Raw genomic sequence first — 24,770 nt, 5'->3', positions numbered from 1 at the left:
AACCTTCGCAAAGCGCGATAGCTGTTAGAGCGTCGTCGTCTATCGCCGCACCCGTGTGTGGGCTATCACGGCCATCTGATCACCGCACAGGAGCCGCCGATGCGCTTCCCCACCATCCTTTTCGTTCTCACGCTCGCCGCGAACCCCGTGGCGGCCGAGGAGCTGTCGGGCACGCTGCTGAAGATCAAGGAGACCAGGAAGGTCACGCTCGGCTTTCAGGAAGCGTCCGTTCCCTTCAGCTATCTCGACGACAATGCGCGGCCGATCGGCTTTGCGCTCGATATCTGCCTTCGGATCGTCGATGCTGTGAAGAAGGACCTCGGCATGCCGGATATCGCGGTCGACTACCTTCCCGTCACCTCGTCGAACCGCATCCCCCTGATGGTCAACGGCACGATCGATCTGCACTGCTCGGCGACTACCAACAGTGCGGATCGCCAGAAGCAGGTGACCTTCACCAACACGCACTTCCTGAGCGCGACGCGCTTTGCCGCCAAGAAATCCCTCGGCATCAACACGATCGACGACCTCAAGGGGAAGTCGGTCACCGCCGTTGCCGGCTCGGTCAACTTGGCGCAGCTCGTCAAGGTCAATGCTGACCGCAAGCTCGGCATCAACGTCCTGCCGGCCAAGGACCAGGCCGAGGCGTTCCTGATGCTGGAGACCGATCGCGCCCAGGCCTATGCGCTCGACGACGTCCAACTCGCGGTCGCGATCGCGCGATCGAAGGAGCCGGCGCTCTACATGATCAGCGAGGAGGCCTTCTCGAAGGCGGAGCCGTTCGGCGTCATGCTGCGCCGGGAGGACGCGCCGTTCAAAGCGCTCGCCGACCGCGCCACCGCGGAGCTCTACAAGAGCCCGGAGATCGAGGTGATGTACAGGAAGTGGCTGGAAGCGCCGACCCCGCCGAAGGGGATCAACTACAACGTGCCGATGTCGCCTGCGCTGCGCAATGCGTTCAAGAATCCGAGCTCGAGCTACGATCCTGATGTGTACGAGGTTACGAAGTAGCAGGGAGTAGGATGGGTGGAGCGAAGCGATACCCATCATTCTTGCCGCGGATGAGTGATGGGTTTCGTTTCGCTCGATGCGACGCGGTGCAGCCTGGTTCTACGCTTGGCCAGTGACGCGACCGGAATACGGATCGTCGCGCCAAGCCACCGATCTGTGGAACGGCTTTTCGCGTCCGGTGCCAAAAATGAAATAGCGTCTCATATACATCGGCGGTTTTTCTCCTAAGGTTGCGGGCTTGTAACTGCTGATCAGGAGCAAAGCCGGTGACCAGGCCGTTTTCTCTCTCGCGACGTTCTGCGCTCGGCGCGCTCGCCGGAAGTCTGCTCGCGGGTGGTGTTCGCGCGGAAACCGGGGCGGGTGCGGGCGCCGATCTCGGCGGCGTCACGCTCCGCGTCGCCTATTACAAGGGCGGCTGGCGGCCGCTGCTGCAGGCCGCCGGCGAGGACAAGACGCCGTACAAGATCGAATGGAAGGAGCTCAACAACGGTGTGCTCCATATCGAGGCGTTGAACGGCGATGCGCTCGACGTCGGTTCGGGCAGCGAGATTCCGGCGATGTTCGCCGCGCGCCAGAATGCCAAGGTGCGTTTCATCGCTGTCACTCACGAGGATCTCAATATCCAGGTCACGGTGGCGGCGAAGGATGCGCCGATCCGTTCGATCGCCGACCTCAAGGGAAAGCGCGTCGGCTATGTGCGCGCGACGACGGCACATTATTTCCTCGCCAAGCAGCTCGAGGAAGCAGGCCTTGCGTTCAGCGATATCGAGGCCATCAATCTGACGCCGTCGGACGGTTACACGGCGTTCGCCTCCGGCAAGCTCGATGCCTGGGCGATCTACGGCTACAACGGGCAGCTCGCCATCGCGAAGCAGGGCGCGCGCCTGCTCAAGACCGGCGTCGGCTATCTCTCGGGGAATTTCCCGATCTATGCCAACCCCAGGGCGGTCGACGATCCGCTGCTTCACGCGGCGTTGACCGATTTCTTGCTGCGTATCCAGCGCGCCTATGCGTTCGCCAACAAGAACTTTCCGGTCTACGCCGCGGCGCAGGTGGCCGAGACGCATCTGCCGTTGCAGGACATTCTCGACCAGTTCGCCCGCCGCAGCGACGACTTCTCGCTCGCCGGCGTGACGCCTGACGTGCCGGACACCCACCAGAAGGTCGCCGACACCTTCCTCAAGCTCGGCGTGCTCGACGCGCGCGCCGACGTCGGAAAGTTCTGGGATACGAGCTTCAACGATGCCATCGCGGCCGGGGCGGCGCGACTCGCGCGGCTGTAATGGTCGTCGCTGGAACGTAGCCAAATTGGGCTAGATGGTGCCGGGCGGCTCCCGGAGAGGTGCCATCCCGTCGACTCAAGAATCCAGATCGCGTGAAGCTCCAGATATTTGTGGCCTCGGCGTGAGCGCCGCAGCCGCAGGACGTGGCGCGTGCCTCTGCGGCAACGATCAAAGAACTGCCACCGAACGGCGCACAGCTGAAAAAGTTCCAGGGGGCCACGGCCGGCTGCGCCGTGCTGGCATTCGGACCGAAAAGGTTGCGGGCCGCGCGGCGGCCGTTCCATGATGACGTCGACCGGGTCGAACCTCGCGCAGGTCGCGGAGATGGCGCTCGGACCGCATTCTGTTGTCAATTTTGCAACCAATTTTTTCTCATGCTGATTGTTGTTCGGAGCTGACATTGAATCACGACACGTTGGCCAAGCTCACCGTCACCATCATTGTCCTGGTCGCGCTGCTGGTGTGGCGTGTTGGCGATCAGAGGAAGGCGAGTGCGTGCGGGGCGAACTGCCCGACGGACATGTCGGCGAACCGGAAACTCGCGCGATAGGGGGTCAGCCGACGCGCGCGCTTATTTGCCGATACCGCTGCCGCATCGCTTGTCGCGCCTCGCATGGGCTATCGGTCATCACGCGGTGCGTATATCGTCGGCGATGAGCACAGAGCCTGCCAGGTTCAGTCCGGCGCGCGCCGGCTCACGACGCCACATGAGGAAGCGATGTCCGAGAAGCTGCTGTTTTCGCCGATGACCATCCGCGGCGTCACGCTGAAGAACCGGATCGTGGTGCCGCCGATGCACCAGTATTCCGCCGAGAAGGGCTTTCCGACCGATTGGCATCTGATGAATGCCGGCAAGTTCGCCGCCGGCGGCGCCGGCCTCGTGATCGTCGAATCGACCAAGGTCGAGCGCCGCGGCTGCGGAACGATCGGCGATCTCGGCATCTGGGACGACAAGTTCATCGCGCCGCTCAGCCGTCTCGCCGGCTTCATCAAGCAGCAGAACGCGGTCGCCGGCATCCAGCTCGGCCATTCCGGCCGCAAGGCGCGTGCAAGCCGCCCCTGGGAGGGCGATCGTCCGCTCGAACGCAGCGCCGAGATCGAGGATTGGGATGCCTGGACGCCGGTGGCGCCGAGCGCGATCGCCCATAGCGAGCGCTGGCCGGTGCCGCGGGCGCTCGGGACGCAGGAGGTGAGGGATCTGGTTGCGGCCTGGGGGCAGGCGGCACGGCGCGCGCACGAGGCCGGCTTCGACGTGCTCGAGTTGCACGGCGCCCACGGCTATCTCGTGCATGAATTTCTCTCGGAGCGCTCCAACCAGCGCGGCGACGAGTATGGCGGCTCGGAAGCCAACCGGATGCGCTTCCTGATCGAGGTGACCGAGGCCGTGCGCGCGCACTGGCCGGATCACAAGCCGCTGTTCGTGCGGCTGTCGGTCGAGGACAATGCCGGCTGGGGTCCGGCGCAGAGCGCGCGGCTGGCGACCATCCTGAAGGCCAAAGGCGTCGACGTGATCGACTGCTCGTCGGGCGGAATCAGCGAGGTGGCGCCGATTCTCGGCAAGGAGATCAAATACAATTATCAGGTGCCGCTGGCGGAATATGTCCGCGCCCACGCCGATATCATGACCATGGCGGTCGGCTTGATCATCCATGGTGACCAGGCCGAGCAGATCCTGCGGGATAAACAAGCAGATTTGATCGCGGTCGGCCGGGAAATCCTCAATAACCCCAATTGGCCGATGGATGCGGCGTTGAAACTCGGGGTTGAGGGGCCATTTCGCAATGTTCCTGCGCAGTTTGGCTATTGGCTGGGCACGCGGGCCAAGCGCGGATTCGGGACCCGGCCGTCGACCTGGCAGGCCGGGTTGCAGGAGGCTGGGCCGGAGGCCGACCGGGAGCTGACTTGAGACTGATTTGGTGCTGACTAAGTTGTTGATTTGGCGCTGACCAGGGCATCGTGACAGGACCGTAATGGTCCGGTGACGAGGCGGCCTTGATCCGACCAAAAAGCCGTTGTGTGGTGCTCCGCGTCGGGGTGAGGTGGGCCGTATGTTGCGAAACGTTGCCGGCCGCTAGCGAAGGGATCACGGATAATGCGCAAACATTTTGGCTTCTTCCTCGGGACGGTTGCGGGAGCGTGTCTCACCCTGCTCGTGGCCTCGCCGCAGGGGGCGCATCTGTTCGCCGTCGCCAATGCCGCCGCGCATTCCGACAACACCTATTCGCAGCTCAATCTGTTCGGCGAGGTGTTCGAGAAGATCAAGACCGACTATGTCGAGAAGCCCGAGGACTCCAAGCTGGTCGAGGGCGCAATCAACGGCATGATCTCCTCGCTCGATCCGCACTCCCGCTACATGAACGAGAAGGGCTGGGCGGAGATGCAGGAGACCACGCATGGCGAGTTCGGCGGACTCGGCATCGAGGTCACGATGGAAGACGGCTTCGTCAAGGTGGTGGCCCCGATCGACGACACGCCGGCCTCGCGCGCCGGCATCATGTCGGGCGACGTGATCACCTCGATCGACGATGAGCAGATCCAGGGCCTCACGCTCGACCAGGCCGTCAACAAGATGAAGGGCGCGCCCAACAGCTCGATCCGGCTGAAGATCGTCCGCAAGGACGCCGACAAGCCGATCGAGCTCTCGATCACCCGCGAGATCATCCGCGTCCGCCCGGTGAAGTATCACGTCGAGGGCGGCGACATCGGCTATGTCAGAATCACATCGTTCAACGAGCAGACCACCGATGGCTTGCGCAAGGCGATCGGCGAGATCCAGAAGGAGGTCCCGCAGGACAAGCTCGCCGGCTATGTCGTCGACCTCCGCAACAATCCCGGCGGCCTGCTCGACCAGGCGGTGTCGGTGACTTCGACCTTGATGCAGCGCGGCGAGGTGGTCTCGACCCGCGGCCGCAATCCGGAAGAGACCCAGCGCTTCACCGCCCATGGCGGTGACATGACCAAGGGCAAGCCGCTCGTCGTGCTGATCAATGGTGGCTCGGCCTCGGCCTCGGAGATCGTGGCCGGCGCGCTGCACGACCACAAGCGCGCGACCCTGATCGGCACCCGCTCGTTCGGCAAGGGCTCGGTGCAGACCATCATTCCGCTCGGCGCCGGCAATGGCGCATTGGCGCTGACCACCGCGCGCTATTTCACGCCATCAGGCCATTCGATCCAGGCGCTTGGCATCAAGCCCGACATCGAGGTGCTGCAGGACGTGCCGGACGAGTTCAAGACCCGCTCGGAAATCAAGGGTGAGGCGTCGATGCGCGGCCATCTCTCGGCCGAGGGCGCCGAGCAGACCGGCTCGCAGTCCTACGTTCCGCCGGATGAGAAGAACGACAAGGCGCTGGCCGCAGCCTTCAACCAGCTGCGCGGCGTCACCGTCAACGCCGATGCCAAGAATGCCGACACCAAGACCGCGCAGAAGCGGCCGGTGCCGAACTAGCCACTACGCCGCGCCGGCGACAGGTTTTCGCCGGCGCGTCGCGGCCGCGCCGGCGGCGGGGCCTTGGCGGTGTCCGGCCAGCAGCTCGCGGATCTGCGCGGCCGGCTTCGGCGCACTGAACAGATAGCCCTGCATCTCCGAACAGCCGAGCTCGCGCAGCAATTGCTGCTGCTGCGCGGTCTCGACGCCTTCCGCCGTCGTGGTCATGCTGCGCTCGGCCGCGATGTTGACGACAGCCTCGACGATGCCGGCTGAGCCTTGCGGATCGGCGATGTCGGTGACGAAGCAGCGATCGATCTTGATCTTGTCGAACGGGAAGCGCTTCAGATAGCTCAGCGACGAATAGCCGGTGCCGAAATCGTCGAGCGCGATCCGGATGCCGATGGCGCGGAGCTGGTGCATTGCGGCAAGCGCCGTCTCGTCGTCGCGGATCAGCACCGCCTCGGTGATCTCGAGCTCCAATCGGCCGGCTGACAGCCCCGACGCCGCGAGCGCCGCGATCACCTTGAGTGCCAGCGTGCCGCTGCGGAACTGGATCGGCGAGACGTTGACGGCGAGCCTGATCTGGTCGGGCCAGTTCACGGCTTCCTTGCAGGCCGTCATCAGCACCCATTCGCCGAGCTGGTTGATCAGGCCGGTCTCCTCGGCGATCGGCACGAACTCGGCCGGCGAGATCATGCCGCGCACCGGATGCCGCCAGCGCACCAGCGCCTCGCAGCCGGTGATCTCGTTGCTGCGCAGGTCGACGCAGGGCTGGTAATACACTTCGAGGCCGCTGCCGGCCGCGATGGTCTGCCGCAACTCCATCTCGAGCTCGCGGCGGGCGCGGGCATCGGCGTCCATCGCCGGCTCGAAGAAGCGCGCGACGCGCCGACCGGCCGACTTCGCCGCATACATCGCCAGGTCGGCGTTCTTCATGATCTGGTCCAGATCGGTGCCGTCCCTTGGCGCCAGCGCGATGCCGATGCTGGCGTCGGTCGTGACCTGGTGGCCGAGGCATTGATAGGGCGAGCGGATCACCTCGTAGATGCGCGCGACCAGGTCGGTGACCTCGAACTCGCTCGTCACGCCGGTCTGCACGATCGCGAATTCGTCGCCGCCGAGCCGCGCCACGAAGTCGCCGTCGCCGATCACGCCGCTCAGCGTCCGTGCAACCGACTTGAGCAGTTCGTCGCCGACCATGTGGCCGAGCGAGTCGTTGACGCCCTTGAATTCATCGATGTCGATATAGAGCACCGCGAGCTGGCTGTCCGGGGTGACATGGGCCAGTTCGCGCTTGATCTCTTCGTGGAACAGCGCCCGGTTCGGCAGGTCGGTGAGCGCGTCGTAATGGGCCAGATGCGTAATGCGTTCCTCGGCACGGCGGCGCTCGGTGACGTCCTCGTGGGTCGCAAGCCAGCCGCCGTCGGCCAGCGGCTCGTTGACGACCTGGATCGAGCGGCCGTCGGGCGTCGCGATCACCATCGTGTTGCGGACGCCGACGTCGCGCAGCACGAGGTTGACGTAGCGCTCGACGTCGCCCTGGAACGAGCCGGTCAAATGGCGATGCACGATGACGTCGCGGAAGCTGCAGCCGGGCTTGATGACGTCGGCCGACAGTCCGTACATCTCGATGTAGCGCTTGTTGCAGATCACCAGCCGCTGCGTGGCATCGAACAGCAACAGCCCCTGCGTCATGTTGTTGACGGCGGTGTCGAGCCGCAGCTTCTCCAGCGTCAGGCGCTGCTGCTGGGCGCGATGCTGCTGGATCAGCTTGCGCACCACCAGCGTCAGCAGGATCGCGATCGCCAGAACGGATGCCGCGGCGACCGCGATCAGCATGCCGATCTGCTCGCGCCAGTTGGCGAGCGCCGCCTCCGTGGTGGTCGTGGCGACCACGACGATCGGGAATTTGGTCAGCGCCCGCGACGACAGCAGGCGGTCCTTGCCGTCGACCGGGCTCGCCATCCTTGTGGTGCTCTGCGGCAGCTCGAACACCTGCTGTTGGTTGGCGGGACCGTTGCGGAAATTCTTCCCGATCATTTCCTCGACATGGGGATAGCGCGCCAGCAGCGTGCCGTCGCGATGGTGCATCGAGATCGCGGCGCCTTCGCCGAGCACAACGGTAGAGAAGAATTTCTCGAACGTCGCCGGCTCGATGCCGCGGCCGACCACGCCGAGGAATTCGCCGTGCGGGCCGGTCACCTTGCGGACGATGGCGGTGGTCCAGTTTCCGCTGACGCGGCTGACCACCGGCGCGACCATCATGTCCGGCGAGTAGGGGCTGGATTTGAAGATGTTGAAATAGTCGCGATCGGCGATCGAAGCCTGCGGCAGCGGCAGGGCGCCCGAGCTGTTGATCAGCGCGCCGTCGGCGTCGAACACGTTGAGGCTGCCGACATTGGACAGCGCGTCCATCTTGGACTTCAGCATCGCATGGATGTCGGCGGACGACATCCGGCGCCTGTAATTCTCAGCCGTCGCGATCCCGTTGTCGCGCATGAACGCGATCAGGTCGCGCTGCACCACTTCGAGATCGTCGAGCTGCTGGTCGAAATGCCGCGCCAGCAGCAGCACGGTGTTCTCGAGCTCGCGCTCGCTGTTGTTCAGGGCGCGCTCGCGAAAATTCCCGGCCATCAAGGTGGCGCCGATCGCGATCGCGGCCATCAGCACGGCGCCGCCGAGGATCAGCCAGCGGATCGGGCCGCTACCGATCACCGAGGCGATGTTGAACGAGGCGCTGCCGTTTTGATTCATCTGTCGCTATCGTTTCCAGGCGTTTCACCCGGAAGTAGGTTTCGTGCACCTCCGGCCCGCGAAAGTCGTAGCCAAACGAAATGGAGCGCCGGTTAGCGAGGTTGGTTAACGAATAGTTGCCTGCGCGAGTGGGCAGCACGGCTTACGGCGTTAACGCAACTGATTTCCATCCGACCGACGAGATGTGGAAATTGCCGTGCATGAAGCTTTACGGGGTCGGCGCGCCGTTTCGGGGGTGACTGAAATCGGGACAAAAAGTTTCACGAACGAAACTGCAAATTCTGCCGGTCGCGATCCGATGCGACGGAATCCTTTGCCGTGTGCGTGATCGCCGCAAGAGTCCGTTTACGATCTAAGTCCATGACGCTGCTCGATGTCATCGTCGGCACGTTGCTTGCGTGTCGTCGCGCTCAGTGCAGTGCGTGAGAGGGCCATGAAGAAACTCCTGCGGAATTTTTGCGCCGACGAGACCGGAGCCACCGCGATCGAATACGGGCTGATCGCGACCGGCATCGCCATCGCCATCATCGCTGCGGTGAAGGGTGTCGGCACCAAGCTCTCGGGCACCTTCAGTTCGATCAGCGGCTCATTGAAGTAGCTGGAGAACCGGCGATCACGCGCCGGCGCGATAGTGCCCGGACTTGCCGCCGATCTTCTCGATCAGGTGAATGCCCTCGATGCGCACGCCGCGCTCGACCGCCTTGATCATGTCGTAGATCGTGAGGCAGGCGACGGACACCGCGGTCAGCGCCTCCATCTCGACGCCGGTCGGCCCGGTCACCTTGACGCTGGCGCGGACGATGCAGCCGGGCAGCTTGCGGTCGGTTGCGATGTCGATCGTGACCTTGGTCAGCGCCAGCGGATGGCAGAGCGGAATCAATTCCGAGGTCCGCTTGGCCGCCATGATGCCGGCGATCCGCGCGGTGGCCAGCACGTCGCCCTTCTTGGCCTGGCCGGATTCGATCAGCGCCAGCGTCGCCTTGCTCATCAGAACGCGGCCTTCGGCGACCGCGGTCCGTTCGGTCGCGGGCTTCGCCGAGACGTCGACCATGCGCGCCTCGCCCTTGGCATCGATATGGGTGAGGGCCGTGCCGGAGCCTGACGGCTCGGCCTGGGCTTTTGCTTTGGACTTCCGCGCCATCGCGTCAGCGCGTTGCGGTGGCGCGCGGGGCGGCCTGCCGCGTCAGCAACGCGCGGGTGGCCGCAGTGACGTCCTGCTGGCGCATCAGGCTCTCGCCGACCAGGAAGGTTGACATCCCGACGCGCTCGAGGCGGGCGAGATCCTCAGGCGTGAAGATGCCGCTCTCGCCGACCATCAGGCGATCGTGCGGGATCAGCGGCGCCAGCGTCTCGCTGGTCGCGAGCGTGGTCTCGAAGGTGCGCAGATTGCGGTTGTTGACGCCGATCATCGGCGAGCGAAGTTTCAGCGCACGGTCGAGTTCGACGCGGTCGTGGATCTCGATCAGCACGTCCATGCCGTAGCCGAGGGCGGCATCCTCGATCTCCTTGGCCGCCACGTCGTCGAGCGCGGCCATGATGATCAGGATGCAGTCGGCGCCATGGGCGCGCGCTTCCGCCACCTGATAGGTGTCGAACATGAAATCCTTGCGCAGCACCGGCAGGTTGGTCGCCGCACGCGCCGCGACCATGAAGTCGAGATGGCCCTGGAACGAGGGCGCATCGGTCAAGACCGACAGGCAGGCAGCGCCGCCGACCTCGTAGGCCTTTGCGAGCGCCGGCGGATCGAAGTCGGTCCGGATCAGCCCCTTCGAGGGCGAGGCCTTCTTCACTTCCGCGATCAGCGCGTAGTCGCCGCGTCCGTGCTTGTCCGTGAGGGCGCGGACGAAGCCGCGCGGTGCCGCGGCCGATTTCGCCTGCGCCTCGATATCGGCGAGCGGACGCGCGCGCTTGGCGACGGCGATCTCCTCGCGCTTGTAGGCTTCGATCTTGGTCAGGATGTCGGACATCTCTGCACTCTCAACCGTTCGAAACCGCAACCAGATGCTTCAGCCGCGCCGCGGCCGCGCCGCTGTCGAGCGACTGGGCGCCGATCGCAACCCCTTCCTTCAAGTCCTTGGCGCGGCCGGCCACGATCAGCGCGGCGGCGGCGTTGAGCAGGGCGACGTCGCGATAGGCGCTCGGCTTGCCCTGGAGCACGCTGGAGAGCGCGATCGCGTTGGCGTCGGCATCGCCGCCCTTCAGCGCCTCGCCGCCGACGCGGCCAAGGCCTGCCTCCTCGGGCGTCACCTCGAACGTCCCGATCTCGCCGTTCTCAAGGCTCGCGACGAAGGTCGGGCCGGTGAGGGTGATCTCGTCGAGGCCATCGGAGCCGTGCACGACCCAGACCTTGTCCGAGCCGAGATTCTTCAGCACCTGCGCCAACGGCTGCACCCACTGCCGCGAGAACACGCCGACCATCTGCCGCTTGACGCCGGCCGGGTTCGACAGCGGCCCGAGCAGGTTGAAGATGGTGCGGGTGGCGAGCTCGACCCGGGTCGGGCCGACATTCTTCATCGCCGGATGATGCGAGGGCGCGAACATGAAGCCGATGCCGGCTTCCGCGACGCAGCGTCCGACCTGGGCCGGCGTCAGGTCGAGCTTGACCCCGAGCGAGGCCAGCACGTCGGCGGCGCCCGAGCGTGACGACAGCGCGCGGTTGCCGTGCTTGGCGACGGGCACGCCGGCGCCGGCCACGATGAAGGCCGCGCAGGTCGAGACGTTGACCGATCCGGAGCCGTCGCCGCCGGTGCCGACGATATCGACGGCCTCGGCCGGCGCTTTCACCGGCAGCATCTTGCCGCGCATCGCGGTGACGGCGCCAGTGATCTCCTCGACGGTCTCGCCGCGCACCCGCAGCGCCATCAACAGCCCGCCCATCTGCGAGGGCGTGGCCTCGCCCGACATCATGCTGTCGAAGGCGGAGGCCGCTTCTTCACGCGTCAGCGTGGCGCCGGTGGCGACTTTTCCGATGATCGATTTCAGGTCGTCCATTCGCGGGCTCAGGGTCTGTTGTTGGAGCTTGATCTGCGGACAGCGCGCCGTCGCGCTATCCGGATCATGCTCAATTATTCGCGCCTGTCACCTGTGCGAAGGCTGCCTGGTTGACGGTCACGCCGATGTCGGACTCGATCTTGCTGACATATTGCGCGACCTGCTCGTCGCTCAGCGAGCGCCGCAGCGCCTCGGTGAGCTGCTTGGCCGCGTCGGAAGCGAAGTCGACCGGCGGCACCGTCACGTTGGTGACGCGGAACACGACCCACTGGCTGCCGCCAGCGGTCGACGTTTGCCCGTCGCCATCCTTGGCGGTGCGGAACGCTGCCGCGATCACGCCGGCCGGCGAGGCCTCGCGGTTGAAGTTCGCCGATGTCTCGACCTTGACGCCGGCAGCGGCCGCCTCATCGGCAAGCTTGGCGCCGCTGTCGAGCTTCTGTACGATCTCGGTCGCCTTGGCGCGCAGCTTGGCGGAGATCTGGTCGTCGCGCCACTTGGCCTCGACCTGGTCGCGGACCTCGTCAAGGGTGCGCTCGCGCGACGGCGTGATGCCGAGCACGTCGTACCAGACATAGCCGTTGTTGAACTGGATCGGGTCGTTGTCGACGCCGACGTCGCTGTTGAAGGCCTGCGACACCACGTCGAGGCCGCGCGGGATGTTTGACGCGACCTGGCCGTTCGGCAGGCGCCCCGAGCGATCGACCGCGTCGATCGTGACGGCGGTCAGTTTCAGCTTCTGCGCCGCGTCGATCACGCTGGAGCCGCCGCCGCGCTCGTCTTCCATCTTGTCGCGCAGCTCGGCGACCTTGGCGCGGGCGCGCTCGGTCGCGATCTCGTTCTTCACCTGTGGTGCGAGGCTCTCATAGCTCGGGGTCACGCCGGGCTCGATCTTGCCGACCTTGACCAGCGCGATGCCGAAGCGGCCCTGGACCGGCTGGCTGACTTCGCCCGCAGGCAGCGAGAAGGCCGCATCGCCGACGGCCGGATCGAGGATCGCCGACTTCGCGACCAGTCCGAGGTTGACGTCGGCCGGACTGAGCTTGCGCTCGTTGGCGATGTCGTCGAACGAGGTGCCTGACGTGATGCGGGCGCGGGCGGCCTGCGCCTCGCCGGCGTCCGGAAACACGATCTGTGAGACCTCGCGCTTCTCCGGCGTGCTGAGCCGGTCCTTGCGCTCCTCGAAGATCTTCCTGGCATCCTCGTCGGACACGGTTTCCCACTTGCCGATTTCCTCCGGCGTGATCGCGACGAAAGCGATCTTGCGGTATTCGGGCGCACGGAACTGGACCTTGTGGTCCTCGAAATAGGCGGCGAGCGCCTCGGGCGAGGGCGGATCGATGGTGCCGGCCTGTGCGGCGCCGAGCGTAACGTAATCGATCGAGCGCTGCTCGTTCTGGAAGCGGGTCAGCGCCTCGACCATCGATTTGGGCGGTTCGATCCCGGACGAGATGGTGCCCGCGATCTGCCGGCGCAGGCCGACGCGGCGCTGCTCGGCGATGTAGCGGCCCTCGGTGTAGCCGAAGTTGCGGATCACGGACTGGAAGCGCTGCGGATCGAACTGGCCGTTGAGGCCCTTGAAGTTCGGATCGTTGTAGATCGTGCGCAGCACCTCGGCATCGGATTGATTGAGGCCGGTGCGGCGCGCTTCCTCGTCCAACGCGGCTTCCGCAAGCGTCTGCTGCAGCACCTGTCGGTCAATCCCGAAGGCGCGCGCCTGGTCCGGCGTCAGCGGACGGCCGAACTGGCGGCCGAGCTGCTGCAGGCGGTCGGTATAGATCTGGCGGAACTGCTCGGCCGAAATTTCGGTCCCGCCCACCTTGGCGAAGGTCGACTGGCCAAACCCCTTAAAGATGTCGGCAATGCCCCAAATTCCGAAACTGACGATCAAAACGCCCATCACCGCGGCCATAATCGTCTTGCCGAGCCAGTTTGATGAGGCTTTCCGCATTCCTCGAAGCATGGGTCCAACTTGTTTTGCAGGAGGGGAACCGGATCGTGCCCAAGTGGGACCAAAAGTCGGGACTTCTTGTCCGGCAGCAGGGCGTCACCGAATTGAAAAGGCTTATAAAGTGGCCGAAGCCCCCCCGCAACCTCGGGCGCGCGGGCGCAAGCGTCGCACGGCAGGCGCGAAGCCGCGCTCTGGAAGTCGCCGCTCGGCTCTGATAGCGCAGGGGGACGCCTGAATGATGGGAAATCCGACATGACCGACGCCATCCGGCCGCTGATCGCCGGCAACTGGAAAATGAACGGCCTGAAATCCTCCTTTGCCGAGTTCGACGCGATGCTGGCCGGCGCCGGCGATGTCGCCGGGAAGGCCGATCTGCTGGTCTGTCCGCCCGCGACATTGGTCGGGGCCTTTGCCGACAAGGCGCGGGGCTCGAAGGTCGCCGTCGGCGCCCAGGATTGCCATCCGAAGGCATCGGGCGCCCACACCGGGGACCTCTCGGCGGAAATGTTCAAGGACCTCGGCGCCACGGCCATCATCGTCGGGCATTCCGAGCGGCGCGCCGACCATGGCGAGACCGACGCCTTGATTCGGCAGAAGGCGGAGGCCGTCTGGCGCGCCGGGCTGACCGCGATCGTCTGTATCGGCGAAACGCGCGAGCAGCGCGACGCCGGCCAGACGCTCGATGTCTGCGGCACCCAGCTGGCCGGCTCGCTGCCCGACGGCTCGACCGCGGTCAACCTGGTGGTGGCCTACGAGCCGGTCTGGGCGATCGGCACCGGGCTGACGCCGACCGCCGGAGATGTCGAGGAAGTTCACAGGTTTATCCGAGGTCAGCTCACCGATCGCTTCAAGGGCGAGGGAAACAAGATCAGGATCCTCTATGGCGGCTCGGTCAAGCCGTCGAACGCCGCCGAGCTGATGGCCGTCGCCAACGTCAACGGCGCCCTGGTCGGCGGCGCCAGCCTGAAGGCATCGGACTTTCTGGCGATCGCTGCGGGCTGCTAGCGGGACGGCGCTCCACCCACGTCATTGCGAGCGAAGCGCTGCAATCCATTTGTGGATCGATGGATTGCTTCGTCGCTTCGCTCCTCGCAATGACGCTTCGGGCTACGTTGCCGCGCCGATCCGCTTCCAGTAGATCAACGTCCCGGTGAGGCCGCCATGCGGTTTCAGCGCGTAGTCCGGGATCAGGCCGCTGAGCTGAAATCCCATTTTTTCGTAGAGTGGGGCGGCACCGTCCTCTTCGGCGGTGTCAAGCACCAGCAGCGTGCGTCCGTGCGCGATTGCAAGCTGCTCGGCGGCGCGCAGCAAAGCCGTTGCCACGCCGCGGTTGCGGTGGGTGAGGCGTGTCATCATCTTGGCGATCTCGGCGCGGTGCGGCTGGTTCGGCGGCAGCTTGAGCAGCAGGGTTACCGTGGCGACCAGATCATTGCCGTCGAATGCGCCGAGCACGATTCGCTCGCCGCGCGCCGCGGCGCCGAGCGAATCCTGCCAGAATGTGTCGGCGTCGTCCGGCGATAGCGGATGCATGAAGCTTACGGAGCCGCCGCTGGCGACGGTTTCGATCAACAGCTCGCTGAGCGCATCGCGAATCCCGGGTTCATCGGCGAGTGGCTTGATGGCGAAGTGCGGCATGCATCAGCTCCGGGCAAGGGCGACCACATAGGTGCAGCCGGTGTTGGTCTCGTTGGCGAAGGTCGTTTCCGCCGGCGGGCCGAAGCCGAAGCAATCGCCGGTCGCGAGCAGATGGCGCGCGCCGCCTTCGGTGATGACGAGGCTTCCGCTCAAGACCCAGACCAGCTGGCGGATATGGGCATAGGACGAGGCGGGCAGGGTGACGGATTGCTTCGGCGGTAACTCGACCCGCACCAGCTCGACCGGATGATCGGGGCGGCTGAACACCTGGCGGCGCAGATAGCCGGTTTCCGGATCGCGCCAGAGCGGCTGCGTCGCGGCACGCGACAGCCGCTCACCCTGGCCCTCGGCGCGCAGCATCAGGCCGGCCAGCGTGAGGTCGAAGGCCGATGCGAGGCGCACCAGCACGACCGCGGTGGGACTGACCTCGGCGCGCTCGATCTTGCTGATGGTCGCCTTCGAGACGCCGGCGCGTTCGGCAAGCTCGGCCAGCGACCAGCCCCGGCCATCGCGTTCGAGCTTGATCCGCAGCGCCAGGCGTTGGCTCAGGTCGTCTACCAAAGTATCCATTCGTCTATTATAATGGAATTGGCTGGTACCGATCAAGATGCGGCGGAGTGCGATCGGCGTCGCTTGTGATGTCAGCCGATGCGACTATCTCGGGGGTGACAATGCCCGGTCCAATCGTGTAACAGAGCGCGACTTCACGAAAACCGCAAAGCCGATAGCGCCGTTTGTCTGGCCGCTTGGCGGCTTATGACGGAAGGCTTGCGATGCAGACTGTCGTTATCATTATTCATCTCATGATCGTCGCCGTCATGATCGGCGCCGTCCTGCTGCAGAAATCCGAAGGCGGTGGCCTCGGCATGGGCGGCGGAGCCGGCTTCATGTCGAGCCGCGGCACCGCGAATTTGCTGACGCGGACCACCGCGATCCTCGCGGTCGGCTTCTTCGTGACCAGCCTGTTCCTGTCCTGGTACGCCGGCTACGACCGCAAGCCGAGCTCGATCATCGGCACCGGCGCACCGGCGCAGACCCAGCCGGCCGGCGGCACGCCGCTAACGCCCCCGACCTCGGGCGGCATCCTCGATTCGCTGAAGAAGACCGACGAGCAGCAGGGCCAGCAGGCTCCGAGCGGCCCGCAGGCACCACGGTCGCAATAAAGCGGGGTGGCCATGCAGGATGCACCGCTGGCGTCCTGCATCAGGAATACCCATCAATAGTCTGAAATCGCTCTCAATTTAGCATAACCCACAGCCCGGTGGTTTGTTTGCCGGGAACAGCTGATTCGTTTTGCGAATCGCAGGAAGCGGCTTAAAGGTAAAGTCCCATGGCGCGGTACATATTCATCACCGGCGGCGTGGTCTCCTCGCTCGGCAAGGGTCTGGCTTCAGCGGCGCTCGGCGCCTTGCTGCAGGCCAGGGGCTACAAGGTCCGCCTTCGCAAACTCGATCCCTATCTCAACCTCGATCCCGGAACGATGTCGCCGTATCAGCACGGTGAAGTGTTCGTGACCGACGACGGCGCCGAGACCGATCTCGATCTCGGCCATTACGAGCGTTTCACCGGTCGCCCGGCCACCAAGGCCGACAACATCACGACCGGGCGGATCTATCAGGACATCATCACCAAGGAGCGCCGCGGCGACTATCTCGGCGCGACCATCCAGGTGGTCCCGCACGTCACCAACGCGATCAAGGAATTCGTGCTTGATGGCAACGACGAGTACGACTTCGTGCTGGTCGAGATCGGCGGCACCGTCGGCGACATCGAAGGCCTGCCGTTCTTCGAGGCGATCCGTCAGCTCAAGAACGAGCTGCCGCGCGATCATGCCGTCTACATTCACCTGACACTTCTGCCGTACATTCCAAGCGCCGGCGAACTCAAGACAAAGCCGACGCAGCACTCGGTCAAGGAGCTGCGCTCGATCGGCATCCAGCCGGATATCCTGCTGTGCCGCACCGACCGCGAAATCCCCAAGGAAGAGCGGCGCAAGCTCGGCCTTTTCTGCAACGTGCGCGAGAGCGCCGTGATCGAGGCCCGCGACGTCGACAACATCTACGCCGTGCCGGAGGCCTATCACGCCGCCGGGCTCGACGACGAGGTGCTGGCCGCGTTTGGCATCACGGCGAAGCTTCCACCGGCGTTGCAGAGCTGGCACGTGATCAATGAGCGCGTCCGCAATCCGGAAGGCGCGGTGACCATCGCCATCGTCGGCAAGTACACCGGCATGAAGGACGCCTACAAATCGCTGATCGAGGCGCTGTCGCATGGCGGCATCGCCAACAAGGTGAAGGTCAATCTCGACTGGATCGAGAGCGAGGTGTTCGAGAACGAGGACCCGGCGCCGTTCCTCGAGCACGTCAACGGCATCCTGGTGCCCGGCGGCTTCGGCCAGCGCGGCGCCGAGGGCAAGATCCGCGCAGCGCAGTTCGCGCGCGAGCGCAACGTGCCGTATTTCGGCATCTGTTTCGGCATGCAGATGGCCGTGATCGAGGCGGCGCGCAATCTGGTCGGCATCGAGAACGCCAACTCGACCGAGTTCGGCCCGACCAAGGAGCCGCTGGTCGGCCTGATGACCGAATGGCTGCGCGGCAACGAGCTCGAGAAGCGCTCGCAGAGCGGCGACCTCGGCGGCACCATGCGGCTCGGCGCCTATCCTGCCGCGCTCAACCGCGGCAGCCGCGTCTCGCGGGTCTATGGCGGCGCGACCGAAATCTCGGAGCGGCATCGTCACCGCTACGAGGTCAACACCGCCTACAAGGACCGCCTCGAGCAGCACGGCCTGCGTTTCTCCGGCATGTCGCCCGACGGCGTATTGCCCGAGATCGTCGAATACGAGGACCATCCCTGGTTCATCGGCGTCCAGTTCCACCCCGAGCTGAAGTCGCGGCCGTTTGAACCGCATCCGCTGTTCGCTTCGTTCATCGAAGCCGCGGCGAAGCAGAGCCGGCTGGTCTGAGACGCTATAAGTTTTGGTTGAATCGGCTTGGCGCGGTCTTGCTTCACCGCTCCCCGGCGGGGAGAGGTCGGATTGCGCAGCAATCCGGGTGAGGGCTCTTGCTCTCTCGATAGACCGCAACCCCTCACCCGATTTGCTGCGCAAATCGACCTCTCCCAAGGGAGAGGTGAACTTTCGACGCCGCTACAGCTCAACCTCGTCTCATCAGGCTTTAGGTGTCAGCTGCGCCGTCACACGGCGGCGCAGTCCTCGTTGGCCCGGCGCTCTTGCTTGATCGGTGTCACATTGGTGCCGGCCGCAGGCGCTGTGTCACGCGTCAACAGCCTGTATTGCGGACGTCGCGTCAGCCGGTAGACCGCGGCGGGTGGCACGTTGAGAAGCGCGCGATCGACCAGCGTCGCGCGCAGGCCGAGCCGGTCGAGGATCGGCCGCCGGATCGGGCAGCGCATCCCATAGGTGAATTGATAGAACGCGGCGCCGGGACGCATATAGCTGAACGCGCCGCCGACGATCGAGATCACCTTGCGCGGCGACATGTTGAGCAGCGGCAATCCGCTGACCACCGCGCCGACCGGCGCGCCGTCATACAGCCGTTCCGACGCCAGCCTTGCTGCGTCCATCCACAGCACGCGCGCGCCGGGAAAGCGCAGCTGCAGCAGCCGCATGAAATCCGAGCCGTATTCGATCAGCGTCAGGTCCTGCTGGCGCACGCCGCGCTTCAGCAGCTGATAGGTGAAGGCGCCCGTTCCCGGGCCGAGCTCGAGCACCGGGCCGGTGTTGGCGTTGATGTCACGCGTGATCAGTTCGGCGAGCGCCGCGCCTGACGGTGCGATGGCGCCGACGCGGCCGGGGGCTGCCATCCACGCGGTGAAGAAAGAGAGCAGATCATGTGCCATTGGGATTCCCAGCAAAGTGTCGCAGCGCCGCGACTCGATTGCGTGGCGCGCTGTCTTCTTTGCGGGACCTGCATTGCGTCAGCATTGCGCAATGTTGCTGGAAAGCTCTCGGGCATCACGATGCGTACGGTGCCGGCGGCAATGTGAGGCGGAAGCACGCGCCGCCCCTCGGTCCGTCGAGCACGGAGACGTGACCGCCATGCAGCCTCGCGATCTCGCGCACCATGTTCAGCCCGAGGCCGGCGCCGCGGTCTTGCGGCGCAAGACGATAGAACGGATCGAATATCCGCGTGCGCTGATCCCGGGGAATGCCGTCGCCTTCGTCCGTCACGTCGATGGTCGTGGCGCTGCCGACATGGATGGTGATGGTGCCGCGACGGCCGCCATGCTGGATCGCGTTCTGCACGAGATTGGTCAGCGCGCGCTCCAGCGCGGCGCGGTCACCGATCGTGTCGACCCGATCGGCCGCGCTATCGAGCGACAATTCGTAGCCGGCCGCGATCGCCAGCGGCGCGAGATCGGCAGCGACATTGCGCGCGACCGCGACGAGATCGACGCGCCCGAACGGATTGCGGCACTGGTCGAAGCGCTGGATGTCGAGCAGCTGCTCGGCCAATGTCGCAAGCCGCGCCGAGTCCTCGAGCAGACGGGTCTTCTCTGGCCCTGAAGGCAGCGACTCCAGACGCGTGTTGAGGATCGCGATCGGCGTGCGCAATTCATGCGCCGCGTCCGCGACGAAGCGCTGGTGGCGCGAATAGCCGTCGTCGAGCCGCGTCAGCGCGTCGTTGACGGCGGTTACCAGCGGCGCGACCTCGAGCGGCAGGTGGTCGGCCGACAGCCGGCTGCCGCGCTGACGGAAGTCGATCCGGCGGGCTTCGTCAGCCGCGGTCTCAAGGCCGGCAAAGGCGCGCCGCACCACCATCGGCGTTGCGATGAAGGTGGCGCATGCCATCAGCAATAGGCCGGGCAGGGTGCTGGCCAGGCACGTCACCGCCATCACCAACAACGCCTTGGTGCCGGTCATCCGTCCCTGCGTCGCGGTGAGAATCTGAACGTTTCCCGCATCCGTATTGACCCGCTTGAGCCGCGCCGCGGGCTTGCCCGGGCTGTCCTCCAGCATCTGATAGCCGAGCCGCGCCTGGCTGATATGATCGAGGGCATTGCCGATCCGCGCGAAATCCGGCGGCACGTCGCCTTCGGTCAGCGTGTGCCCGTCGCGGTCCCGGACGGCGAACCAAAGATCGGGAAACTCGGCGCGCAGCTTGTTGAGATCGTCGGTCGAACGCAGCACGAGTTCGCCCTGCGCGTTGCGCGCGACCGCCGCTTGCACGACGTCGATGATGCGTTCCTCGTCCCGGTTGACCAGCAGGAAGCCGGACGCCCACAGCGCGCCGAGCACCGTGAGCACGAGTCCCGTCAGCAGGACGGCTTGCAGCGCGACCAGCCGCCAGCTCAGTTGCGAGCGCAAGCAATAGTGGTCGGCGGGTTCGCTCATGACACCTGCTTGAGCAGGTAGCCGACGCCGCGGATGCTGTGGATCTCGACGCCGGCGTCGGTATCTGCGAGCTTGCGCCGCAGCCGCGAGACATGGGCATCGAGCGCGTTCGACTGGATCTCGTCCTCGAAATTGTAGACGGCTTCCTCGAGCGTCGCGCGCAGCACGGTGCGGCCGAGCCGGCGCAGCAGCGTCTCGAGCACCAGCAGCTCGCGCCGGGGCAGGTCGAGCGGGCGGCCGTTGACGCTGGCCTCGCGGTGGCTGCAATCGAACGCCATCCGGCCGGCCTTGATGATCTCGAGCTGCAGGCCGGCGGGCCGGCGCAGCACGGCACGCAGTCGCGCCAGAAGCTCCTCGACCGCGAACGGTTTCGCCAGATAGTCGTCGGCGCCGCTGTCGAGCCCGCTGACGCGGTCGGCGAGGTCGCCGCGCGCGGTCAGCACGATGATCGGAACGCCGTCGGCCTTGGCGCGCAGCTTTGGGATCAGCGTGAGGCCGTCGCCGTCGGGCAGCTGGCGGTCGAGCAGGACCGCGCCATGCACGTCCGCGGAAATCGCCTCCTCGGCCTCGGCAAGGGTCGGCACGTGGTCGACCACCATGTCGTAGCCCTTCAGCGCCTGCGACAGCGCGGCCGCCATCTCCGCCTCGTCTTCAACCAGCAGTATCCGCATGTCCTCTCAGTCCTGCTCCCAACAGCCGGTTTTAGGGCAAGTCACATTGCAACAACATTGCGGAAATGGCCGCCGCGGGCGAGCAGGGGTGCCATGTTGGCGCCCCCTCAAGACAGCCCGGAACCCGCTGGCTATAACCGTCCGCACCACATCTGGGAGGACCGCCAATGATCTACGAGACCCGCGTCTATCGCTGCCTGCCGGGCCGGCTGCCGGCACTGCTCAAGCGCTTCGAGACCGTCACGTTGAAGCTCTGGGACAAGCATGGCATCAGGCAGGCTGGCTTCTTCACGACGCTGGTCGGCGAATCCAACCAGGACCTGACCTATCTGCTGGCCTGGGAATCGCTCGCCGAGCGCGAGAAGAAATGGACCGCATTCCAGACCGATCCGGAATGGATCGCCGCGCGCGCCAAGACCGAGGAGGACGGCCAGATCGTTCTCACCATCGAAAACCAGCTTCTGGTGCCGACCGCGTTCTCATCGGTGAAGTAACGCCGACTGCCGTCGAAGCAATCCATTGGCATCGCATTTGCGAGCGATGGATTGCCTTGTCGCTTCAGCGCAAAATAGCTTCGTCACGCCGGGACGTCGCCAGTTGCGTAAGCCTTGCGGGGGAGGCTGCACGATTTCGGAATACTGGAAATATATCCCTGATTTGCCCGACGGGTCAAGCCACCTTGTCGACAGCTACCTTCGAACGCCGAAAGTCGCCTGCTCCTTTGCATGGGGTTGTTTTCGATATTTTGACAGCGCCGCTGCGGTGGCGCGTTATTGCGGGCAGCCTGAGGTCTGGTCGCCTTCGCGGACCATCGGCTTGCCGTTGATGAAGACGCCGTGGCTCCCCGAGGTCGCCTTGCCGCCGCAATGCGTGCGGTCGCCCATCACCACCGCCGGTTTGCCGTTGATCAGGACGTTGGGCACGCCCTCGACCAGCGGACCGCCATTGCTGGTGGTGTCGCCGCTGCGGGCGGCCGGCTTGCCGTTGACGATGACGCCGGCGGCGCCGCTTGTGACGACGCCGGGCTGGCTGCTGGCCTGGCCATGGGCCAGGCCCGAGATCGCCGACATGGCGGCCACGGCTCCGATGACAAGCGAAATGCGCATGTTCTGCCTCACTGGGAATCCGTTCCGCGTCAGTCTACAGGGGCGGTTGGGGCAGGATTGTGATAGCACGGCGCACCTACGGCGTCAGCGCAACCCCCTCATGGTGCGGGATGGCTTGATCGATCCGGCGCGGGATTGCATGGTCGCTACCAAACAGGATGCAGCATTTTGACCAATCAGGTTTCCACGCAGGCCGCCGCACCGATCGTTGCCGTCGGATCGGCCAAGTTCGGCAATGCCTTGCCCCTCTCGATCATCGCCGGTCCCTGCCAGCTCGAGAGCCGCGCACATGCGCTTGAAGTGGCGTCCGCGCTGAAGGAGATCGCGGCGAGGCTCAAGATCGGCCTGGTCTACAAGACCTCGTTCGACAAGGCGAACCGCACCAGCGCGTCGGCCGCGCGCGGCGTCGGGCTGAAGCAGGCGCTGCCGATCTTCGCCGAGATCCGGTCCTCGCTCGGGCTGCCCGTGCTGACCGACGTGCATGAGCCCGACCAGTGCACCGAGGCGGCGCAGGCGGTCGACGTGCTGCAGATCCCGGCCTTCCTGTGCCGGCAGACTGATCTCCTCGTGGCAGCCGCCGCGACCGGCAAGGTCGTCAACGTCAAGAAGGGCCAATTCCTGGCGCCGTGGGACATGGCGAATGTGGTCAGCAAGATCACCGGCGCCGGGAATGCCAATGTCCTGGTTACCGAGCGCGGCGCGTCGTTCGGCTACAACACGCTGGTGTCAGACATGCGCGCGCTGCCGATCCTTGCGCGCACCACCGGCGCGCCGGTGATCTTCGACGCCACCCATTCGGTGCAGCAGCCGGGTGGCAAGGGCACCTCGTCGGGCGGCGAACGCGAATTCGTGCCGGTGCTGGCACGCGCCGCGGTCGCGGTCGGCGTCGCCGGCGTGTTCATCGAGACCCATCCCGATCCGGATCACGCGCCGTCGGACGGTCCGAACATGGTGCCGCTCCGCGACTTCGAAGCCCTCGTCAAGCGGTTGATGCAGTTCGACGCGCTGGCCAAGACCGCGGCCTGACGGAGGTGACGACGACATGACCGCAACCAGCGGCATGCCGCCGGCCCTCAACGTCATCACGCTGGCGACCTTCGCGGCGAGCCTGTCGGTACGCGCGCTCGATCCGGTGCTGCCGCACGTCGCGGACGATTTCGGTGTCGGCATCGCAACCGCAGCGAGCTTTGCCGCGGTGTTCGCCTTCACCTTCGCCGCGGTGCAGCCGGCGATCGGCGCCGCCGCGGATTTGTTCGGCAAGGCGCGGCTGATGACGATCTGCCTCGCGCTGCTTGGCGTCGCCAACATCCTCGGTGCGCTCTCGACCTCGTTCCCGATGCTGTTCGTCACCCGCATCCTCGCCGGCATCGGCTCGGGCGGGGTGTTTCCGGTCGCGCTGTCGCTGACCAGCGATCTCGTCGGCCCCGACAAGCGGCAGCTCGCGATCGGGCGAACGCTCGCGGGCTCGATGACCGGCAATCTGCTCGGCGCGACGGCGTCCGGCCTGATCGGCGATTTGCTCGGCTGGCGCGGCGTGCTCGCGGTGCTCGGCGGCCTCGTGATCATCGTCGCGCTGGCGGTTGCGGCCGGCTTCCGCGGCGCTGCCCTCAATCGCCCGCCGCGAACCAGCCTGAAGGCGCTGCGCCACGGCTATCGCACCATCTTCACCAACCCGAACGCGCGGATCTGCTACTCGGCGGTTTTCGTCGAAGGCTGCTGCGTGCTCGGGCTGTTTCCCTTCATCGCATCGTTCCTGTTCGAGCTCGGCGAGAGCTCGCTGTCGATCGCGGGCATCGTGATCGCGGGCTTTGCGATCGGCGGCTTGCTCTACACGCTGACGGTATCGCGCCTGCTGCCGTGGATCGGGGTGAGAGGCATGATGGTCGTCGGCGCAACGCTGGTCGGCATCCAGCTCGTCGGCGTCGCGTTCGGGCCGCACTGGAAGCTGCAGATGGCGGGCCTGCTGGTGATGGGCCTCGGCTTTTACATGATCCACGGCTGCCTGCAGGTGTTTGCCAGCGAGCTTTCGGTCGAGGCGCGCGCCACCGCGCTGTCGCTGCACTCGTTCTTCTTCTTCATGGGGCAGACCGTCGGCCCGATCGCCTACGGTTTTGGTCTTCAACATGCCGGCAAGACCGCAACGTTAGTCTCGGCCGCCGCGGTGATGGTGGTGCTCGGATTTATCTGCGCGAGATTCCTGAAGCAGACGCGGCCGGCTGATGCGGCGGCAAGGCCGGATGTGGAGGCTTAGCGATCGCCTATCAACGTCAAGAGTCACCAGCGATCGTGTAACTGTCGAGCAATCCACCCGCGACAAATTGGTAGTCCTTCATCAGTGGACCGACCAAATCAGGTTTGGCTTCCAGATAATCAGCTAGCGCCTTCGCGAGGTCCTGGACGCGATCATCGAATGACACGCTCCGTCGTTCAAACGATCGGATTCGGCGAAGGGCGGCGACTGCTATCCTTCGACGCTGCTCGAGGGATTGGCCCGCCACCGAAGAGCCGCCATCGTAAGCACGTGTCAACGCCGCTACCAAGGCGCTCAGCACCTCGTCTTCGGCCTTCTTGAGCAAGCCCTGCCTCCCTCA

The 24,770-nt window shown here is 65.5% G+C and carries 23 protein-coding genes; 11 read left to right on the top strand and 12 right to left on the bottom strand.

Translation table 11 applies throughout. The annotated features are described in order from the left end of the window. Positions 1 to 99 precede the first annotated feature (99 nt). From JQ507_17350 to JQ507_17335, 4 genes are all read left to right on the top strand, one after another. Positions 100 to 1,011 (top strand): amino acid ABC transporter substrate-binding protein, encoded by a 912-nt coding sequence (locus JQ507_17350; protein ID QRI73107.1) that lies wholly within the window; start codon positions 100 to 102, stop codon positions 1,009 to 1,011. A 266-nt stretch (positions 1,012 to 1,277) separates the two neighbouring features. Further along, on the top strand, positions 1,278 to 2,294 hold the full coding sequence (locus tag JQ507_17345) for an ABC transporter substrate-binding protein (protein ID QRI73106.1): 1,017 nt from the start codon (positions 1,278 to 1,280) through the stop codon (positions 2,292 to 2,294). 613 nt (positions 2,295 to 2,907) lie between these two features. Further along, positions 2,908 to 4,200 (top strand): NADH:flavin oxidoreductase/NADH oxidase, encoded by a 1,293-nt coding sequence (locus JQ507_17340; GenBank protein QRI73105.1) that lies wholly within the window; start codon positions 2,908 to 2,910, stop codon positions 4,198 to 4,200. Positions 4,201 to 4,386: 186 nt separating this feature from the next. Further along, positions 4,387 to 5,739, top strand: coding sequence for a S41 family peptidase (locus tag JQ507_17335; protein ID QRI73104.1), 1,353 nt, complete (start codon positions 4,387 to 4,389; stop codon positions 5,737 to 5,739). 3 nt (positions 5,740 to 5,742) lie between these two features. On the opposite strand, the gene JQ507_17330 is transcribed toward JQ507_17335, so the two are convergent. Further along, positions 5,743 to 8,475: an EAL domain-containing protein gene (locus tag JQ507_17330; protein QRI73103.1), complete on the bottom strand. Its 2,733-nt coding sequence runs from the start codon at positions 8,473 to 8,475 to the stop codon at positions 5,743 to 5,745. A 433-nt stretch (positions 8,476 to 8,908) separates the two neighbouring features. On the opposite strand from JQ507_17330, the gene JQ507_17325 reads away from it, so the two are divergent. Further along, complete coding sequence (locus JQ507_17325; GenBank protein QRI73102.1) at positions 8,909 to 9,073, top strand: Flp family type IVb pilin; 165 nt, start codon at positions 8,909 to 8,911, stop codon at positions 9,071 to 9,073. Positions 9,074 to 9,088: 15 nt separating this feature from the next. On the opposite strand, the gene moaC is transcribed toward JQ507_17325, so the two are convergent. The 4 genes from moaC to JQ507_17305 form a co-directional block, all read right to left on the bottom strand. After that, complete coding sequence (gene moaC, locus JQ507_17320; protein QRI73101.1) at positions 9,089 to 9,616, bottom strand: cyclic pyranopterin monophosphate synthase MoaC; 528 nt, start codon at positions 9,614 to 9,616, stop codon at positions 9,089 to 9,091. A 4-nt stretch (positions 9,617 to 9,620) separates the two neighbouring features. Beyond that, the gene (trpC, locus tag JQ507_17315) at positions 9,621 to 10,442 is read right to left on the bottom strand and encodes an indole-3-glycerol phosphate synthase TrpC (GenBank protein ID QRI73100.1); all 822 of its coding nucleotides are present in this window, start codon (positions 10,440 to 10,442) and stop codon (positions 9,621 to 9,623) included. Positions 10,443 to 10,452: 10 nt separating this feature from the next. Continuing rightward, entirely contained in the window at positions 10,453 to 11,466 is a 1,014-nt protein-coding gene (trpD, locus tag JQ507_17310) for an anthranilate phosphoribosyltransferase (GenBank protein QRI73099.1), read from the bottom strand. A gap of 70 nt (positions 11,467 to 11,536) precedes the next feature. Then, positions 11,537 to 13,426, bottom strand: coding sequence for a SurA N-terminal domain-containing protein (locus tag JQ507_17305; GenBank protein ID QRI73098.1), 1,890 nt, complete (start codon positions 13,424 to 13,426; stop codon positions 11,537 to 11,539). A gap of 240 nt (positions 13,427 to 13,666) precedes the next feature. Between JQ507_17305 and JQ507_17300 the strand changes: the two genes are divergently transcribed. Next, positions 13,667 to 14,419 carry a triose-phosphate isomerase gene (locus JQ507_17300; protein ID QRI73097.1) on the top strand — a complete coding sequence of 251 codons (753 nt, stop codon included), beginning with the start codon at positions 13,667 to 13,669 and terminating at the stop codon, positions 14,417 to 14,419. Between the two features lie 102 nt (positions 14,420 to 14,521). Here JQ507_17300 and JQ507_17295 read toward each other — a convergent pair whose 3' ends face one another. After that, positions 14,522 to 15,049: a GNAT family N-acetyltransferase gene (locus JQ507_17295; protein QRI73096.1), complete on the bottom strand. Its 528-nt coding sequence runs from the start codon at positions 15,047 to 15,049 to the stop codon at positions 14,522 to 14,524. Positions 15,050 to 15,052: 3 nt separating this feature from the next. Next, positions 15,053 to 15,619: a helix-turn-helix domain-containing protein gene (locus JQ507_17290; GenBank protein QRI73095.1), complete on the bottom strand. Its 567-nt coding sequence runs from the start codon at positions 15,617 to 15,619 to the stop codon at positions 15,053 to 15,055. A 203-nt stretch (positions 15,620 to 15,822) separates the two neighbouring features. Between JQ507_17290 and secG the strand changes: the two genes are divergently transcribed. Together secG and JQ507_17280 are read left to right on the top strand one after the other, a co-directional pair. Continuing rightward, entirely contained in the window at positions 15,823 to 16,212 is a 390-nt protein-coding gene (gene secG / locus JQ507_17285; protein ID QRI73094.1) for a preprotein translocase subunit SecG, read from the top strand. 167 nt (positions 16,213 to 16,379) lie between these two features. Next, positions 16,380 to 18,011: a CTP synthase gene (locus tag JQ507_17280; protein QRI73093.1), complete on the top strand. Its 1,632-nt coding sequence runs from the start codon at positions 16,380 to 16,382 to the stop codon at positions 18,009 to 18,011. A 230-nt stretch (positions 18,012 to 18,241) separates the two neighbouring features. Here the strand turns inward: JQ507_17280 and JQ507_17275 are convergent, their stop codons facing one another. The 3 genes from JQ507_17275 to JQ507_17265 form a co-directional block, all read right to left on the bottom strand. Beyond that, on the bottom strand, positions 18,242 to 18,907 hold the full coding sequence (locus JQ507_17275; GenBank protein ID QRI73092.1) for an SAM-dependent methyltransferase: 666 nt from the start codon (positions 18,905 to 18,907) through the stop codon (positions 18,242 to 18,244). A gap of 115 nt (positions 18,908 to 19,022) precedes the next feature. Then, positions 19,023 to 20,402 (bottom strand): HAMP domain-containing histidine kinase, encoded by a 1,380-nt coding sequence (locus tag JQ507_17270; GenBank protein ID QRI73091.1) that lies wholly within the window; start codon positions 20,400 to 20,402, stop codon positions 19,023 to 19,025. Then, positions 20,399 to 21,073, bottom strand: a complete 675-nt coding sequence (locus JQ507_17265; GenBank protein QRI73090.1) for a response regulator transcription factor — start codon at positions 21,071 to 21,073, stop codon at positions 20,399 to 20,401. Before JQ507_17265 ends, JQ507_17270 begins: the two co-directional genes overlap by 4 nt. Positions 21,074 to 21,240: 167 nt before the next feature. On the opposite strand from JQ507_17265, the gene JQ507_17260 reads away from it, so the two are divergent. Further along, a complete protein-coding gene (locus tag JQ507_17260) occupies positions 21,241 to 21,567 on the top strand; it encodes an NIPSNAP family protein (GenBank protein ID QRI73089.1) in 327 nt (108 codons plus the stop codon). Between the two features lie 276 nt (positions 21,568 to 21,843). On the opposite strand, the gene JQ507_17255 is transcribed toward JQ507_17260, so the two are convergent. Continuing rightward, positions 21,844 to 22,179, bottom strand: a complete 336-nt coding sequence (locus JQ507_17255; protein ID QRI73088.1) for a PAAR domain-containing protein — start codon at positions 22,177 to 22,179, stop codon at positions 21,844 to 21,846. A 168-nt stretch (positions 22,180 to 22,347) separates the two neighbouring features. Here JQ507_17255 and kdsA point away from each other — a divergent pair, with 168 nt between their 5' ends. Both kdsA and JQ507_17245 read left to right on the top strand, forming a co-directional pair. Beyond that, complete coding sequence (gene kdsA / locus JQ507_17250; GenBank protein ID QRI73087.1) at positions 22,348 to 23,205, top strand: 3-deoxy-8-phosphooctulonate synthase; 858 nt, start codon at positions 22,348 to 22,350, stop codon at positions 23,203 to 23,205. Positions 23,206 to 23,221: 16 nt separating this feature from the next. After that, positions 23,222 to 24,430 (top strand): MFS transporter, encoded by a 1,209-nt coding sequence (locus tag JQ507_17245; GenBank protein ID QRI73086.1) that lies wholly within the window; start codon positions 23,222 to 23,224, stop codon positions 24,428 to 24,430. Between the two features lie 16 nt (positions 24,431 to 24,446). Here the strand turns inward: JQ507_17245 and JQ507_17240 are convergent, their stop codons facing one another. Further along, positions 24,447 to 24,755: a hypothetical protein gene (locus tag JQ507_17240; protein ID QRI73085.1), complete on the bottom strand. Its 309-nt coding sequence runs from the start codon at positions 24,753 to 24,755 to the stop codon at positions 24,447 to 24,449. Between the last annotated feature and the right edge of the window lie 15 nt (positions 24,756 to 24,770).

This window comes from Bradyrhizobium sp. PSBB068, assembly GCA_016839165.1.
Lineage (GTDB): Bacteria > Pseudomonadota > Alphaproteobacteria > Rhizobiales > Xanthobacteraceae > Bradyrhizobium.
Note: the sequence above shows the minus strand (reverse complement) of the source record. Positions and strands in the feature narration are given on the sequence as shown.

Bases quoted from the DNA above. Each gene is read 5' to 3' on its own strand.
- JQ507_17350 (QRI73107.1), top strand. From the start codon at position 100: ATGCGCTTCCCCACCATCCTTTTCGTTCTCACGCTCGCCGCGAACCCC.
- JQ507_17325 (QRI73102.1), top strand. From the start codon at position 8,909: ATGAAGAAACTCCTGCGGAATTTTTGCGCCGACGAGACCGGAGCCACC.
- JQ507_17295 (QRI73096.1), bottom strand. From the start codon at position 15,049: ATGCCGCACTTCGCCATCAAGCCACTCGCCGATGAACCCGGGATTCGC.
- JQ507_17330 (QRI73103.1), bottom strand. From the start codon at position 8,475: ATGAATCAAAACGGCAGCGCCTCGTTCAACATCGCCTCGGTGATCGGT.
- JQ507_17265 (QRI73090.1), bottom strand. From the start codon at position 21,073: ATGCGGATACTGCTGGTTGAAGACGAGGCGGAGATGGCGGCCGCGCTG.
- JQ507_17305 (QRI73098.1), bottom strand. From the start codon at position 13,426: ATGCTTCGAGGAATGCGGAAAGCCTCATCAAACTGGCTCGGCAAGACG.
- JQ507_17270 (QRI73091.1), bottom strand. From the start codon at position 20,402: ATGAGCGAACCCGCCGACCACTATTGCTTGCGCTCGCAACTGAGCTGG.
- JQ507_17255 (QRI73088.1), bottom strand. From the start codon at position 22,179: ATGCGCATTTCGCTTGTCATCGGAGCCGTGGCCGCCATGTCGGCGATC.
- JQ507_17335 (QRI73104.1), top strand. From the start codon at position 4,387: ATGCGCAAACATTTTGGCTTCTTCCTCGGGACGGTTGCGGGAGCGTGT.
- trpC (QRI73100.1), bottom strand. From the start codon at position 10,442: ATGTCCGACATCCTGACCAAGATCGAAGCCTACAAGCGCGAGGAGATC.
- JQ507_17275 (QRI73092.1), bottom strand. From the start codon at position 18,907: ATGGCACATGATCTGCTCTCTTTCTTCACCGCGTGGATGGCAGCCCCC.
- JQ507_17260 (QRI73089.1), top strand. From the start codon at position 21,241: ATGATCTACGAGACCCGCGTCTATCGCTGCCTGCCGGGCCGGCTGCCG.
- JQ507_17340 (QRI73105.1), top strand. From the start codon at position 2,908: ATGGGCTATCGGTCATCACGCGGTGCGTATATCGTCGGCGATGAGCAC.
- moaC (QRI73101.1), bottom strand. From the start codon at position 9,616: ATGGCGCGGAAGTCCAAAGCAAAAGCCCAGGCCGAGCCGTCAGGCTCC.
- trpD (QRI73099.1), bottom strand. From the start codon at position 11,466: ATGGACGACCTGAAATCGATCATCGGAAAAGTCGCCACCGGCGCCACG.
- JQ507_17290 (QRI73095.1), bottom strand. From the start codon at position 15,619: ATGGATACTTTGGTAGACGACCTGAGCCAACGCCTGGCGCTGCGGATC.
- JQ507_17280 (QRI73093.1), top strand. From the start codon at position 16,380: ATGGCGCGGTACATATTCATCACCGGCGGCGTGGTCTCCTCGCTCGGC.
- JQ507_17245 (QRI73086.1), top strand. From the start codon at position 23,222: ATGACCGCAACCAGCGGCATGCCGCCGGCCCTCAACGTCATCACGCTG.
- secG (QRI73094.1), top strand. From the start codon at position 15,823: ATGCAGACTGTCGTTATCATTATTCATCTCATGATCGTCGCCGTCATG.
- JQ507_17300 (QRI73097.1), top strand. From the start codon at position 13,667: ATGACCGACGCCATCCGGCCGCTGATCGCCGGCAACTGGAAAATGAAC.